The sequence below is a fragment of the Bacillus cereus group sp. BfR-BA-01350 genome, assembly GCF_022663775.1.
Taxonomy (GTDB): domain Bacteria; phylum Bacillota; class Bacilli; order Bacillales; family Bacillaceae_G; genus Bacillus_A; species Bacillus_A paranthracis.
This window is the reverse complement of sequence record NZ_JAKUGD010000002.1, coordinates 424593-439816: the sequence shown is the minus strand read 5'-3', so window position 1 is coordinate 439816 and position 15224 is coordinate 424593. Positions and strand designations below refer to the sequence as shown.

Below are 15224 nucleotides of genomic sequence, written 5' to 3'. Positions count from 1 at the left end.
GGTTATTTTTCCAACTGTGTTTTTAATTCTACTGCATCTAATTTTTCTACTAATGTACCAATGCCCTTTTCCAAGTTCATTATTTTTTCTTCTAACGCTCGAATACGTTTATTGCTCTCATCTACATCATTATATTTCAAACTGTTATTAGAGACTTTGAACTGCTCTCCTAATTCGGAAGTGATATCTTCAATTGTTGATTTTTCATTATTACTGGTTGTATTTGATTTTAATTCAAATTGAATTTCATATGTATTTCCAGTTAACTCTTTAGCTATTTGCGAAATTAAATCTTTATAAGACTTTTTAACCCACTCTTGTTGGAATTCGTTTTCAAAATAAATGATCAATGAATCTTCATTTATTCTAGCTGTCGTTTCTTTGACCCAAGTTTCATATGACGGTCTCGAAATTTTTAATTGCATTTTATCTTTTATTTTATTCCAAATTGTTTTTGATTCCTCTTGTCCGGAAGTACGTTGATTATTTTGCGCGTGATGGATCTGTACTTTAGAAGTAGCGCTTGATCCTATTTCGAACCAAATTTGATATTCTTCATTAGTAATTTTCTGTATGGTACTTGAAATTATATTTTTATACTCCCCTTCAAGCAAATCACGATGAAACGCATCTTCACAAAAGATTATTACTTTATTATCTTTTATCGTAGCGTTTGTATTTCTAATCCATGTCATAAATGTTTTCTCTGCTATTTTAGTTCTTAATGCTTTCTTTACTTCATCCCAGCTACTAAGCTTTTCTTTTTGGACATCTTTCAAGTTAGATGGTTCGCCATTACATAGATCAAACTGAATTTCAAACGTCGTATTAAACATTTCTCTTAATGTATTAAATACTAATTCTTTATAATGAGATTCTAACCAGTCACGTGCAAATTCATTTGGACAATAAATTGTTAATATATCATCCTCTAAATAAACAGTAGTATTAGTAAACCAAGTTTCATATGATGGTTTTGAAATTTGCGGTCGAATTTTTTCCTTTACTTCAGTCCAATTTATTTTCATAATAACTCCCCTCTTCTTACAGATCTCTTTCATATAGCTTAATAGTATTACGCCTTTCCAATAAATAAAGTCAATCCGTATCATGAATAAAATGAAAGCAGCCCTGTTATATGCAGGGCTGCTACTTTATACAACTACATTTCCTTCTCAAATAATCTTCCTTGTTTGAAATAAGACCGGAGTGTGGATCGATTAGCTAAAAATACACCAACCAAAATGAAACAAGCACCTATTCCCATTGTAGGGTTTAAAGGTTCTCCTAATATGATATATCCTACAATAATAGCAATTAATGGAGAGACATATAACCAAGTTGACGGGAATACAGGATTTGTTTTTGATAAGAGCCAATAATATAATCCGTGCCCACCAATTGATCCGATAAAGATAAGATATAAAATAGGCCATTGTACACTCCATGAAGTTAATATAGTTACATTTGGCTGTTCTACAATTATTGATACAATTAGTAGTAAAATCCCTCCATAAAACATTTGAATACCGTTAATAAGAAATGGTGATACACTTTGTAAATCCGAAAGTATTTCTTTTGAGCGAATAGAGCCTATTCCGTAAAAAAATTCTCCTATTATTAATACAAAACAAGCGATACTCCATATGAAACTTACTTCTTGGTGCATTCCTGGTAAAGAAACAAAAACAACGCCTATTAGTGCAATAATTAAAGCTAGCAGTTGCTCCTTTTGTAGTTTTGACTTATTTCGCTTCGCTTGTAATAACAAAATCATCATCGGTCCCGTAGCAGAAAGCACAGCAGCTAACCCTGAAGAAATATATTGTTCCGCCCAGTACAAAGTAGCGAATGTCATAAACGTTAAGCAAAAACCAGCATACATAATACGTTTTGAAAATACATGTGGCATAATTTCTTTTCGCTTTAACTTAAATATAATCATCAGAATTACACCTGCTAAAAAGAAACGAATTCCTGCTGAAAATAATGGGGGCGCTCCTGCTTCAATTCCGATTTTTATTGTTAAAAATGTTGTTCCGAAAATAATACATACTAAAATATAATTAAAAATGACCATTACTCTTCCTCCTTTTTACTCTTAACATGAGTATAGAAGGTATAGTGTATAACAGTGTATCTATGTATATAACAGTTGCCTAAAATTGTAGTTGATTCTCTTTATATTTTTCGCTTAAATTAAATAAAAACGAAAAAGGTGAAACCATGAAGATTGTACTGCGTAAAGAATCCAACATACCGTACTACAAGCAAATATATATGCAAATCGTTGAAAGAGTACAAAGTGGCATGCTTTCGCATGGTGACTCACTTCCATCTTTACGCTCTATGGCCGAAGATTTACAGATTAGCCTATTAACTGTTCGTAAGGCGTATAAACAGCTAGAAAAGAAAGAATATATACGCATTGAACAAGGTAAAGGTGCTTATATACATAAACATGTAAAGAAAGATTCCAAACCAATTCCGTATAAATGGCAACAAACGAAAACCATTAATGTTATGCGATCTCAATATGCAATGAATCAGCACCGGAAATATTACGATTTTTCACAAGCGATTTTATATCCACGTCTATTGCCAAATCCATTCTTGGCAGACGAAATGCATAAAATACTTAATAAAGACCAGATGATCCTAGCAACCTATGGGCCAGTTCAAGGTGATTATGAACTACGGGTTGAAATAACAAAATACTTACATGAACACCAGAAATTAGTGACAGACCCATCTCAATTATTAATTACAAGCGGAGCACAACAAGGAATTGATTTAATTGCTCAAACACTATTAAAACCTGGTGATATTGTGTTAGTGGAAAGTCCGTGTTATAGTGCTGCGCTTGATATTTTCATCAATAAAGGTGCTCAAATTATACCTGTTTCTCTAGATAATCATGGGGTTCGATCCGATTTAATCGATGATATTTGTCAAAGTAAAAATCCCGTTTTATTGTATACGAATCCAACTTTCCAGAACCCGACAGGTACAGTAATGAGTAAAGAACGAAGAATGGAACTTATAGAACTAGCGGAGCTATATGAGTTTTTTATAATTGAAGATGATTCTTTCGGAGAAATATATTTTGAAGATGCTATTGTTCCCCCTCCTATCAAAAATTTTGATACAAACGGTCACGTACTATATATAAAAGGATTTAGTAAAACGTTAGCACCAGGACTGCGTATCGCATCTCTTATTGCCGATGGCCCTATTTTCGAATGGTTATATGCTGTAAAAGGTTCGATGGATATCGGTAGCCCTTTATTAACACAAAAAGCACTTCTACCGTTTTTACGTGCAGAACGTATGAAACATCATTTAGAAAAATTACGTACAGCTTTACAAATTAGACGTGATATAACGATTGATATGTTATCACCACTTAAAGAAATACAATTTGAAATACCTGATGGCGGCTTTAATTTATGGATTACTCTTCCTAATTCGATAGATCCTTTTACTTTATTACAAAAAGCAAATGAAGTAGATGTTTCTTTTTTACCGGGAACAGCTTGTCTATTACATAACGATATAACTCATAACCAATTCAGGATTAGCTATTCTATGTTAAATGAAAAAGATATGTTGATTGGTTTAGAGAAATTACACGATACAATAAGAAACTATACACTTTAAAAGCATATGCACAATCCTTGTAAGCTAACAAGTAAATACCCCAAAATATTTTTATTTTGGGGTATAAAGAAATTTTGAAGTATGCTAAGTCATTACTATTCCACTTTCATTACCACCTTACTTCTAACATGTTTATCTTCACTCAAAATATAAGCTTCTCTAACGCCTTCTTCATTTTAATACCTCGTTATTCTTAACAACCAGTTTTAAAATTTGTCTTTCTTTTCATTCTTCAACACTACTATATTGATTTATAACAATTGCTTTCATGTCCTCTCCCTTGCTGTTTATTTTAATAACATACAATTATTTCTCAAAATTTTTCCCCTTAAATTATCATAAACTTATTTTTGGGGGTAATTATGAAAAAAACAAAGCAAATCTTATGCAACGTAGAGTCATTCAAAATTGTATTTTAAATTAAATTCAAAAGAAATGGAGAGAACTCTATGACCGAAAAGATATTTAAAATAAACGGGATTGATATATGTACAGAAAGTTTTGGGAATCCTAAAAACCCAGCTATTTTATTAATTATGGGTGCAACATGTTCAATGATTTATTGGGATGAAGAGTTTTGTGAATGGTTGGCTAACAGCGGTAAATTTGTTATTCGTTTTGATAACCGTGATGTGGGACGCTCTGTCGCATATGAACCTGGAACTTCTAATTATTCCGTTACGGATATGGCTGAAGATGCAATTGGGGTACTAGATGCTTATCATATTGACAAAGCGCATCTATTTGGTATGTCTTTAGGCGGTATGATCGCTCAAATTGCTGCTGTAAAACATCCCGAAAGAATATTAACATTAACATTACTAGCTACAAGTGTGATAGGCTCTGACAATAACACACTTGACTTACCCCCGATGGATGAAAGAATTTTAACACATCACGCAAATGGCACGCATTTAGATTGGACAAATGAAAATATTGTAGCAGAATATTTAGTTTCAGGGTCCCGTCTATTATGCGGGTCCAAACGCACATTTGATGAAAAAAGAGTCTATAATCAAGTAAAACAAGAAATTGAACGAGCTAACAATTTATTAAGCATGTTTAATCACGCTTTACTTCAAGGCGATGATGCATATGAAGGGGTGCTTCACTCCATACAAGCACCTACATTAGTCATTCACGGAACAGACGATACCGCACTCCCTTTTGAACATGGTCTCGCACTTATCGATGAGATTCCTAACTCAGCTCTATTAACTCTTGAAGGCGCTGGACATGAGATTCATCCTGATGACTGGGAAGACATCATTCATACTGTTACTGAACATACAGCTAAAATAATAGAAAAATAATGAATAGGAGGGGCACGCCGCAATTTGTGTCCCCCCTATCTTTACATGTAAAAACGCCCATCACTGTATCCGTATGTATAGTGATGGGCAATACTTATATTTTTCTATGTTTAAAAAAACGGACAATCTAATTGATCAACAGCTTCCCATGATTTTTTTTTTATATTATCGGTGGATTTATTTGCTTCTAGTGGTAAGCTTTTAAAAGGATTAACTTCTACTTTTAATAAAGATGATGGCTCAACGTATAACGAGAAAACATGGCTACTTGGTATAGCTTTTGACACATCAATATCTCCTACTTGTTTAAAAAGTTGCTGCGCTGCAAAGAAAAAGAAGTTGGTTGGATTTGATTGTTTATTCAGCCATGCAAGCATTTCAGGTGATACTGACTTATGAATATTAATTTTTACTCGGTCACCACGTTTATATCGCCTAGATCGCATACTTCCACCAACTAACTTATTGTTAAGTTTGTAAATCCTAACTCTTTTTGCTTATGCTCTCTATATTTTGGCGAACAAGTGTAGACTAATAATCCACGTGCATTTGTAAATAATGGATTATCTACAAAGATTACATTTGTTAAACGCCCTTTTTGTTTTAAAATCATTTTCAGGCTATTTTTTATGATAACTGCGCCCCCGCCATAAATAAAAACATATGGATCGTCTTTCATATCATCAATTTTGTTAATAATATCCGTTGCAACGCGCGCTGCTAAACCTAATAGTGCTGGTTGTGATTCCTCAACTAATAATGCATTTCTAGGGTGTTTATCATTTAAATAAATTTGATTAAATTCTGTAATACTATCAATTGTCTTTGTTGGATACTTCCGGTTCCATCTCGTAATAATTTGTAGTAACGTTTCTTTCACACCGTACGATAAACCCTTACTTAGTTGTGGTCTAAAGTTTACACCTAGTGAAACGACTTCTTCTGTCGTTCCTGCACCAATATCAAAAGATAATAATGTTTTATCAACAAAATCAATTTCTGACACTTTATTTTGTTCACATTCTATTTTATGTTTTACAACATTTCCTTCTTCATCATATACAATGCCCCACGTCCCAGAAGCACCCTCAGGTAGGCATTTGCAATATTCGATGGAAATATTAATTGTAACATCACGTCCGTTTGGATAATGGAACACAACCTTATGATTCCCCATATAACGTTTCGCATTTTCCGCCGCTATTTCTTGTGTAATAAGCTGCATAGGGAGAGCAACAGATAAATCATATCGAATGTTAATATGGCTAGAAGTTGGACTTTGACGCATAGCACTTACCGCTAAACCAGATAGAATCGTAATAACCATTAACTCATCAGTTGACTTATTCGATTTCTTCTCAACCTCAGTACCTTTTAATTGATCTTGAATGACTTTTTCTCCAACAATATACCGCACATTATTTAACATTAACGATGGAGAACTAATGGTCACGTCAATGTGATTTTCTAATTCAGATAATGAAACATCTCCCTCATCTAACAATCCTGTAGGCTCTCCTATATATAAAGCATATATACTCGGAATAAAAATAGGATCTTGCCCTTTCACCATTAACTTCAAACCGTTATTTCCTGCATCAGCACCAGCTTTTAAAAGAATAGACATAACTACCCCCTAAATTAATCTGACATCCCTTCCAAATATATGCGAGCCCATTCTTTTACATTCAAATGTAATGTAATTTTTTATTAATCTTAAAGACAAAATATTGTATTCTTAACCCCTGTATGTAAAAAACATTTGACAGAAAACCTTTCCAATTTTATACTATGAATGTAAAAAGTTTTTTACAAAAATGGAGGTGTCATTTCTAAATTGAACCATAAAAAATTTATTTTCATGATTACCGTTTTATCATTACTTGGAGTGCTTATACATGGAGTTTATAAATACATCACTGAAGGTGAAATTTTAGGTGGCACAATTTTCACTAGTGCTATAATAATTAGCTACCTTATCAATCATATTACATGGGGAGATCCCCACGGTGTATCAAAAGAAAGTCAGGATGAAATGGGACAACAAATTACATATAAAAGCTCTAAAATTGCATATTTTACGCTCGTAGTTGTAATGTTTCTTATATTACTCTTCTCTGAAGGGTTTTCTATGGGAGCTAATTTAGATGGGGTTAAAAACTTCCCTCTTTTTATTGCACTGTGCTCTTCATTCTTTATTTATCCTATCATTGAACTCATTGTAGCGAAACAATATAAATAAAAAGAAGAGGTTTTCTATAGACGGAAAACCTCTTCTTTTTATAGTTATATACTCTCTACAATCGCTTTTAATTTATTCACAGTCCGCCAATTTCTTACTGTAGCTGGTGTATGCAACTTCTGAAACTGGTTCATTAATTTAGAGTTTCGAATGCTAGTTTTGAAAAATAAATACACAACTTTTTCATGTATATAACAATCTTCATTCATATTTTTATATATAAGCAACTGATCTTTTTCTTTTTTAGAAAGTTCATGTGCTAAGAAGGCAATATGTATACTTTCGCCTTCTCGCAATGAATTGACTTCATAGAGGCATCTTTTTGTAATGTTTATAAATTCCTCATGTGTTCTTAACATAACCGGAACATCAAAACCAAAAACACTTTTAATTTCAGACTGTATTCGTTCCTTTAGAAATGTTATATCTTCCTCAGATTTAAATACGATATTCCCACTTTGAATATATGTTTTCACTTGTTTCAACCCTATTGATTCAAAAGCTTGTTTTAAATCAGCCATTTTGACTATCTTATGCCCGCCTACATTGATTCCTCTTAGTAATGCAATATAAATTGTCATATCAATCCTCCACATTTTAATGAACTGAGCAATTAAGTTGATTTTCACTCTCATATTTCTCGAATATTTGTTTTAATTCCTCTAACATATCATGTATAGATAATATCTCAAATAAAATGATAGATTCGCTTGAAAAATGATGATGATATTGATTCGGTTTACAATGTGCTAAATCATTTTTATTAGTCCAAAATTGCTTATCTAATTCATCAATCAGTTTAAAATGTTCCTTATCTATTTTTTCACAATGATTTCTTAATATAGAAATTATAGAATGAATTGTTCGTCGCAAAACTTCTTTTTCATTTTGTGACCAATCACATGTTTCAATTGGTGCTCGAGCTAAATTATCTATATGATAAATAATTTGCTGTAATAAATGAAGTTGCTTTTGTACAAGTAAAAAGCTTCTCATTTCTTTTTTTGTATGTCGATGGTATTTCCAATCTTTTTGCTCATATTGAACAAATTGTACTGCTTTATGTAATAATACAGTTAATTTAGAAAGATTATAGGTTGTCTCCTTTTTTATAACTTTCCCATCCATTAACGCAGTAAGCCATTCCTCCATAACATTTGCCGTTTTAACAAATAGCTCCTCTGTACATCCCGAAATTGTTTTAACATAGTGTGGTGGCAAAATAAAAAAATTGACTACAGTAGACACTATAATACCAGTAGATGTAGTAGCTAATCGAATTAAAAATGCAGTAAAATAATGATCTGCCGTAATGGGAATCATTGCAACAGCAGTTAAAGTTGCGACTAACGTTCCAGCGTGTAGCCTTAGTTTTTGACATGTAACGATTGTAAACATTGCCGCTAACGCATAAGAAAGAGCCTGATGACCTAGGAAAAATGTGAAAGTCATTGCATACGCCGATCCAATTGTTGAAGCTGGAAAACGAACTAGTCCTTTTTTTATAGAATCCGTTGCTGTTGGTTCAATCGTTACAATTGCCGTAATAACAGCAAAAATAGTTGGTATATTGAAAAATTCGCAAACTAGAACTGTAAGAAAAACCGCAATTCCTGTTTTTATCACCCTTCCACCAATAATATTCCATTTTCTAACTTGATTCATTTGTATTTCCTTCATTTCTATTTCGTTTATTTATATATTTTACAACATATATTGTTCTAAATAAAAAAACTTACTACTTTGCTATGCAAGAGTAAGTTTTTTTATTGTTATTTCATAATAGGTAAATGCATTATAATTTGTTGACCAATTGGTCCCATTCTTCTAAGCCCTTTATCTTGGAAACCAACTTTTTCATATAAATTTTGTGCTGGAATATTTTTTTCATTCACAGCAAGTACAACTTCATTTTTTATCGGAAAATAACGTTGTACAAACTCTTGTAATAATGCCAGTGATTTTTTAGCATAGCCTTTCCTTTGCCTATTGTGATTTATAGAAAACGAAGTTAAAAGTAAAGCGTTTTCATTTTCTGTGAATTCCTGTACTCTATCTCCTGTTTGCAATGCAAAAAGACCAACAGGTACCCCATTGTAATCTAAAATAACAATGACATTTTTTGTAGGATCATTTTTTGCTTTTTTCAATAATTCAGCTGGGTCCGACGTAAATTGAACTTGTTCACTTGGTAAAGTAAATGTTTCTATAACTTCTTTATATTCCTCTTTATACGGAACTAATTGAATCTCCCCTGTATGTATGTTCATGCTAAACTCTCCCATTTTCAACTTATTAACTTAAGCCTTGCTGCACTTTAGAATGTACTTTTCCATCTAAAAAGGTAATTTCAACTAATGCAGTTGGATTGCTACCCTTCCAAGCAAAAATTTGCTTAATTTGTGTAGAATGTTCTACACCTTCTTCTATGAGTAAATCCCCTTCAAAACCAATTAAATCTTTCACTTCTTTATAAGTCATTCCTTCATTTATATTTGAAAAATGATTTATATTGATATATTCTTTCTTCTGATTTTCCATCACAGTAGAAGAAGTCGCTGTTTGCTTTTTTACTTCTTTCTTCTGTTCACATGCTGTCATACTGAAACCTAAGCATAAACTACATAATATTAATGTGCTTTTTTTCATCATAACAGTTGTCCCTCCCATCATAATTAAACCATATATTCCCTTAAAAATAAACTGAATATTTAATATTATATTGAAAAACCCTGTACAATTTAGTACAGGGTTACTGTTAAATTTATTTATTTAAATGATTATTTGATTGGTCATTCTGTTCTTTTCTCAGTTCTTGCTCTTCATCTTTTGGTAATTGTTTATCATTATCTTTTATTGGATTCGTTTCTCGATTTTCAATCATGTCATTTGGAACTTGTGGCATTACTCGGCCAACAATTGCTGCTAACTCATCCAGTATACCTTCACCTGTTTTTCCTTTTTTAATTTGCTTTCCAATTTGTTTCAGTCTTTCATACGTATCAACATCTGCTACAACAACTGCATTAGCACCATCAGGATCGTTTTTCAAACTTTCTGCAACAGAGTATTTAATGGATTCAACACGAGTTCGATCAAGTTTCGCTTTTACATCAATTCCTACGATAGCATATTTCCCAACTACTACCGCTGTCGCATCATTCACACCTGGCACACTTGCTGCTAAAGATGCTAGATGGTCCGCCGCTTTTTCATTTGGCTTATTTGACTTGTTCGTATAATTAACATTTTTCATCGAAACATTTTTTTGCTCTGACTTTTCGTTTGGACTATCCTTTTTTCCAATACTACATCCAGTTATTAAAAAACAAACCATCAATATATATATTAAGATTTTCATTATTCTCACCACTTCACCATTAAAGTTTAATCATAAATTTTTTCAACAGCTTGCATTTTCTTCACTTTTTCTTCTGCTCCGCTATTTGCATTAATGAAGATTTGGTACGTATCTTTCCCTAACGTACCTACAAATTCATAGCAAAGTACTTCGTTATGCAAATCGTTTACTATCATTGCTTTTCGCTCTTCCATTACCTTTACATCAGGGTTTATTTTCTTTCTTGCTTCTGCTGCGGTTAGCTTTGCCGAAGGGATTGTTCGTTTTTGATGTGATGCTAAATATTCTTTCGCCGAAAATCCGACGATAGAACCGTCATCTAAAGCAATTTTCATTTGAATTGCCTCTGGATAAATTCGTACGCCATTCTCATTTACTACATACGTAAATACTCCAACATTATCATATTGTGAGCTATCATAAAGCTCCATATTATGAAACTTATGTTCCTTTAAGAATTTCAAACCTTTACTTCCTGCATCGTTTAAACTAATTTTCTGTTCTTTAATTTCTCGATTATTCATAACCCAAATTGGATATCCGCCTTTTCCGGTAATATCCATATAAAACTCATTATTAGTTGCCTCGTCTTTAATTTTCACACTATAGAAAGATTCTTTCGCACCTTTTCCGCTTTTCTCGACTTCTACTTTTTCATTTCCTTTTAAATTTAAAAACGATTTTGCAATTTTCGCCGCTTCATCTTTTGAAATTGCTTTTCCTTCTGCTGCAAATCCACCTTTTTTATTTTTTTGTGCACTTGTAAAGGTCGGTCCGAAGTTTGTAGATGAATACGATGTTACATTTTTTTCTACTGTCTTTAATCCGTCAATAATTGTATTGTCTGCAGGATCACGATTTGATGCGAGTGCCATCTCAACATCCATCCAACGTAAATTGTTTTTCAAAACAAGATGTTGCACTTTTCTTAGTTCATCTTGTATATTTCCGGCATTTGAGTATAAAGTTTGCAACGTTTTGTATTCTTGATCATTTAATGGTTCTTTTTCTAAATCACGAATGGCTGCACGGTAACTAAAATCACCGATATTCGCTAAAAATTCTTCCGTTTTATTAAAAGGCATTAATGTTAAAGGAAGTTGTCCTACATCCGAACGTGCTTCCGATGTTAATCTCCATACATCTGCTAATGCAGGCGATAAAGATGCGCGAGAATTCATCGCAAGCGTTGTTCCAATTTTATCGTGCAATAAATCAACCTCATACGCTAAATCATGAAACGCACGTTGATAGCTATTTTCTGCTCGAATTAATACTGCATTCTTTTCTTGGTGCTCTTTATAGCCCCAGTATCCAGTTCCAACTACACCAACTGTTAATAATACGATTATAATACCTCGTAACATAGTTCCACCTCCGCTCTATTTACAGAAAATATGTTTCCCGATCTTTTTAATTTGTGGACGAGTCCAAATCCATTTACTTGTTGCAGTATCTGGATTGAAATAATACAATGCGTTTCCTGTTGGATCCCATCCATTAATTGCATCTAATACAGCCTTTTTCGCGGTTTCATTTGGCGTTAAATATATTTGTCCGTCTGCTACCGCTGTAAATGCTCTTGGCTCAAAGATTACACCCGAAACGGTATTTGGAAATGATGCACTTGTAACACGATTTAAAATAACCGCAGCGACTGCAACTTGTCCTAAGTACGGCTCCCCACGAGACTCTCCATATACTGCGTTTGCCATGAGCTGAATGTCGTTTTGGGAATAACCATTTGGAACATTTGTCCCTTTATTTTGAGGTGGTTTATTTTCTTGTACTGTACCACCACTATTTCCTTTATTCGTTGTCGTTCCTTTATTAGCAGTTGACTTATCATACTTTGTTGCCTTCACGAGCATTTGCTTCGTTTTAGCTCCAGCTAAACCATCAACAGGTAAACCGAATTTCTCTTGAAAATTTCGAAGTGCCCAGTATGTACCCCAGCCGAAAACACCATCCACTTTTCCTGTATAAAATCCGTTATATTTCAAACGAGATTGCAGTTCAATGACATCTTCGCCAGATGCTCCCCTTTGAATGACTTGATTAGAAAAGGCTTCTACATTTTTTAGTTGTATACTACTGACCATGAAAGACAGTCCTATGAACGCAAGCAAAACTGCTATTTTAAAAACAGCTTTTTGGCGCATAATTTTCCCTCCTTAATTACGGAAATGATTTCTTGGTTATGTTTTGTAAAAGCCTCGCTTTTATGTAAAGACGACAAAAAAATCCAAACTAATATCGTAGAAAGAAAATGTAAACAATATAAAAAAGGATAAAAGGAGTTCATTATGAAGAATTTGTTAAAGCGTGTCGCACTCGTCCTTCTGTTCCTGACAACATGTTCAAATGTATATACAGGCTCATCAATTGTTCATGCACAGCCGCCATATGCAAAATGGGGTAAGCTTGCTGTAGAAAAGACGAAAGAACAATACCCGAAAGCTGATATAATTGATTATCTTCATATAGGTAGAAAACCGAAAACCGTTCAAATAACAGTTGAAAAATTTAAATTATGGCTACGTGAGGACGGAAAAGAATATGGTGTTTTTGTTGATGTAGAGTTTGAAACGAAGACAGAGAAATTTATTAAGGTATCGTTTCAGAAGACGAGTAGATAAAATAAAAACCTCACTGTTTACATTATAAACAGTGAGGTTTTTATTTCTAAATTACTTTCAATTGTGAAGAAATGAAACAATTGAAATGGATTGAATAGATCTACTTGTACCCTTATTGAAAATTGCAATTCTCTTGTATATGCTCAATAAATAACTTTAATGGAACGAGCCCACGTTTAGGCATATGACTACTTATTACAGCAATGACCTCTAACTGCGGAATGATAACGATGTATTGCCCTCCATATCCCATAGCAAAGTACATACAATACGGTATGTGAAATCTTTCGTTATTCAATACCCACCAGTGATATCCATATGCCCCGACATGTTCATACGTTTCAAATAGAGGTGTACTTGATTCTTCTAACCATTTCGATGATACAATTTCATTCCCCTGCCAAATTCCATTCTGCAAACATAATATTCCGAGTTTTAATAAATCTTTAGATTTCATTTTCATACCGAAACCACCGACATATATTCCCTGGGAATCTTGTTGCCACTTATATTCTGTAATCTCTAACGGATTAAATAAGTACCTTTTCGCAAACTGCTCTGTCGACATTCCAGTAGCTTTTTGGATAATGTAGCTAAGCAAATGCGAAGAACCTGAGTTATAATTCATTTTTGTAGCGGGTTCTTCAATTATTGGTTTTTCTAATATATATTGCACCCAGTTCGCTGATTCTACAAAGTCATTCGGGAATACTACTCCATTTCCAAACTCTTTCCACTCCTCACCAGTAGTCATTGTTAATAAGTGATAAAGCGTCAAATCATGTTTTCCCTCAGGTACATTTTCAATCCACTCTGTAATCGGTGTATGTATATCATTTATATAGCCTTTATCAATTGCAATACCAATTAATAAAGATACGATACTTTTTGTAATCGAATTTATTTTATATAAGTTATTTGCACACTCGGGTGTTTTATAATACTCAGTTGTTAATTCCCCTTTTTGATAAACAAGAAATGTATTTACTTTTTTCTTTTCAAATTTATTTTCTAGCTGCTTGAAATCCAATACTTTACCTCCAATTAAATCATTACCTAATTTATTATATCTTGTAGCTTTAATTAAAACATACTTGTGTTCAAATAAAAAAACAAACCTGCCAGTAATGAACTGACAGGTTTGTTTTTATAATTTCGTGCGAACATTCCAAAGCTCTGGGAAGAAACGTTGATCAAGTACTCGTTTTAAATAAGATACACCAGAAGAGCCGCCTGTTCCCATTTTATGTCCGATAATGCGTTCTACTGTTTTCATATGACGGAAACGCCATTGTTGTAGCCAATCTTCAATATCGATAAGTTTTTCAGCAAGCTGATATAAATTCCAATATTTTTTCACATCTGCATACACTTCTAACCATGCTGCTTCTACTGTTGCATCTTCTTCGTATGGCTGCGTAATATCACGATTTAACACGTCTTTATGAATTGGGAATCCTTCTTTTACAAGAGCTTGAATTGCGACATCATACAAACTTGGTGCATGTAGCGCTGTATGAAGTCGAGCGTGTAATTCTGGATCTTTTTCATAAATTTTCAATGCATGCGGCGTTTTATAACCAAGTGCATACTCAATCATACGATATTGATACGATTGAAAACCTGAAGCTTGACCGAGCGAGTCACGAAATTCAATGTACTCGGATGGTGTTAATGTCGCAAGAATATCCCAAGATTGAATAATTTGAGACTGAATTTTTGATACACGTGCTAACATTTTAAAAGCTGGTTGTAATTTATCTTGTTTAATAGATTCAATTGCTGCATGTAACTCATGTAAAATAAGCTTCATCCAAAGCTCACTTGCTTGGTGAATAACGATGAACAACATTTCATCATGGTGGTCTGACAATCTCTTTTGAGAAGATAGTAAACTATCTAATTGTAAATATTCCCCGTACGTCATATTCTCTTTAAAGTCCGTATGAATCCCTTTTTCCATAATTACCTTTTCATTTTCTTTCATATTAGCCAAACGCCCCTTTTAT

The 15224-nt window shown here is 33.2% G+C and carries 17 protein-coding genes; 4 read left to right on the top strand and 13 right to left on the bottom strand.

What is annotated here, in order from left to right:
* Window positions 1-2 precede the first annotated feature (2 nt).
* A complete protein-coding gene (locus MR147_RS06445) occupies window positions 3-1028 on the bottom strand; it encodes a DnaA N-terminal domain-containing protein (protein WP_242303816.1) in 1026 nt (341 codons plus the stop codon).
* A 134-nt stretch (window positions 1029-1162) separates the two neighbouring features.
* Window positions 1163-2080 (bottom strand): DMT family transporter, encoded by a 918-nt coding sequence (locus MR147_RS06440; RefSeq protein ID WP_000234361.1) that lies wholly within the window; start codon window positions 2078-2080, stop codon window positions 1163-1165.
* Window positions 2081-2226: 146 nt separating this feature from the next.
* Here MR147_RS06440 and pdxR point away from each other — a divergent pair, with 146 nt between their 5' ends.
* Window positions 2227-3660: a MocR-like pyridoxine biosynthesis transcription factor PdxR gene (gene pdxR, locus MR147_RS06435; protein ID WP_074610826.1), complete on the top strand. Its 1434-nt coding sequence runs from the start codon at window positions 2227-2229 to the stop codon at window positions 3658-3660.
* A gap of 449 nt (window positions 3661-4109) precedes the next feature.
* Window positions 4110-4973, top strand: a complete 864-nt coding sequence (gene mle / locus MR147_RS06430; protein ID WP_074610828.1) for a BCA family alpha/beta fold macrolide esterase — start codon at window positions 4110-4112, stop codon at window positions 4971-4973.
* 110 nt (window positions 4974-5083) lie between these two features.
* Here the strand turns inward: mle and MR147_RS06425 are convergent, their stop codons facing one another.
* Window positions 5084-5419, bottom strand: coding sequence for a hypothetical protein (locus tag MR147_RS06425; protein ID WP_001257754.1), 336 nt, complete (start codon window positions 5417-5419; stop codon window positions 5084-5086).
* Between the two features lie 11 nt (window positions 5420-5430).
* On the bottom strand, window positions 5431-6600 hold the full coding sequence (locus MR147_RS06420) for a ParM/StbA family protein (RefSeq protein WP_000025611.1): 1170 nt from the start codon (window positions 6598-6600) through the stop codon (window positions 5431-5433).
* A 210-nt stretch (window positions 6601-6810) separates the two neighbouring features.
* Between MR147_RS06420 and MR147_RS06415 the strand changes: the two genes are divergently transcribed.
* Window positions 6811-7215 carry a hypothetical protein gene (locus tag MR147_RS06415; RefSeq protein WP_071735896.1) on the top strand — a complete coding sequence of 135 codons (405 nt, stop codon included), beginning with the start codon at window positions 6811-6813 and terminating at the stop codon, window positions 7213-7215.
* 44 nt (window positions 7216-7259) lie between these two features.
* Here MR147_RS06415 and MR147_RS06410 read toward each other — a convergent pair whose 3' ends face one another.
* From MR147_RS06410 to sleB, 7 genes are all read right to left on the bottom strand, one after another.
* Complete coding sequence (locus tag MR147_RS06410; protein WP_074611048.1) at window positions 7260-7796, bottom strand: DUF1697 domain-containing protein; 537 nt, start codon at window positions 7794-7796, stop codon at window positions 7260-7262.
* A gap of 16 nt (window positions 7797-7812) precedes the next feature.
* Window positions 7813-8880 carry an aromatic acid exporter family protein gene (locus MR147_RS06405; RefSeq protein WP_242303815.1) on the bottom strand — a complete coding sequence of 356 codons (1068 nt, stop codon included), beginning with the start codon at window positions 8878-8880 and terminating at the stop codon, window positions 7813-7815.
* 107 nt (window positions 8881-8987) lie between these two features.
* Window positions 8988-9485 (bottom strand): GNAT family N-acetyltransferase, encoded by a 498-nt coding sequence (locus tag MR147_RS06400; protein ID WP_074611027.1) that lies wholly within the window; start codon window positions 9483-9485, stop codon window positions 8988-8990.
* A 25-nt stretch (window positions 9486-9510) separates the two neighbouring features.
* Window positions 9511-9867, bottom strand: coding sequence for a hypothetical protein (locus MR147_RS06395; protein ID WP_074611029.1), 357 nt, complete (start codon window positions 9865-9867; stop codon window positions 9511-9513).
* 112 nt (window positions 9868-9979) lie between these two features.
* Window positions 9980-10576 (bottom strand): YhcN/YlaJ family sporulation lipoprotein, encoded by a 597-nt coding sequence (locus tag MR147_RS06390; RefSeq protein WP_074611031.1) that lies wholly within the window; start codon window positions 10574-10576, stop codon window positions 9980-9982.
* 26 nt (window positions 10577-10602) lie between these two features.
* Entirely contained in the window at window positions 10603-11943 is a 1341-nt protein-coding gene (ypeB, locus tag MR147_RS06385; RefSeq protein WP_074611033.1) for a germination protein YpeB, read from the bottom strand.
* Window positions 11944-11958: 15 nt separating this feature from the next.
* Window positions 11959-12738 (bottom strand): spore cortex-lytic enzyme, encoded by a 780-nt coding sequence (sleB, locus tag MR147_RS06380; RefSeq protein ID WP_242303814.1) that lies wholly within the window; start codon window positions 12736-12738, stop codon window positions 11959-11961.
* Window positions 12739-12882: 144 nt separating this feature from the next.
* Here sleB and MR147_RS06375 point away from each other — a divergent pair, with 144 nt between their 5' ends.
* The gene (locus MR147_RS06375; protein WP_074611035.1) at window positions 12883-13215 is read left to right on the top strand and encodes a YqzG/YhdC family protein; all 333 of its coding nucleotides are present in this window, start codon (window positions 12883-12885) and stop codon (window positions 13213-13215) included.
* Between the two features lie 112 nt (window positions 13216-13327).
* Here the strand turns inward: MR147_RS06375 and MR147_RS06370 are convergent, their stop codons facing one another.
* Window positions 13328-14245: a serine hydrolase domain-containing protein gene (locus tag MR147_RS06370; RefSeq protein WP_074608711.1), complete on the bottom strand. Its 918-nt coding sequence runs from the start codon at window positions 14243-14245 to the stop codon at window positions 13328-13330.
* Between the two features lie 117 nt (window positions 14246-14362).
* Complete coding sequence (gene kynA / locus MR147_RS06365; protein ID WP_074608709.1) at window positions 14363-15202, bottom strand: tryptophan 2,3-dioxygenase; 840 nt, start codon at window positions 15200-15202, stop codon at window positions 14363-14365.
* Window positions 15203-15224: the final 22 nt, after the last annotated feature.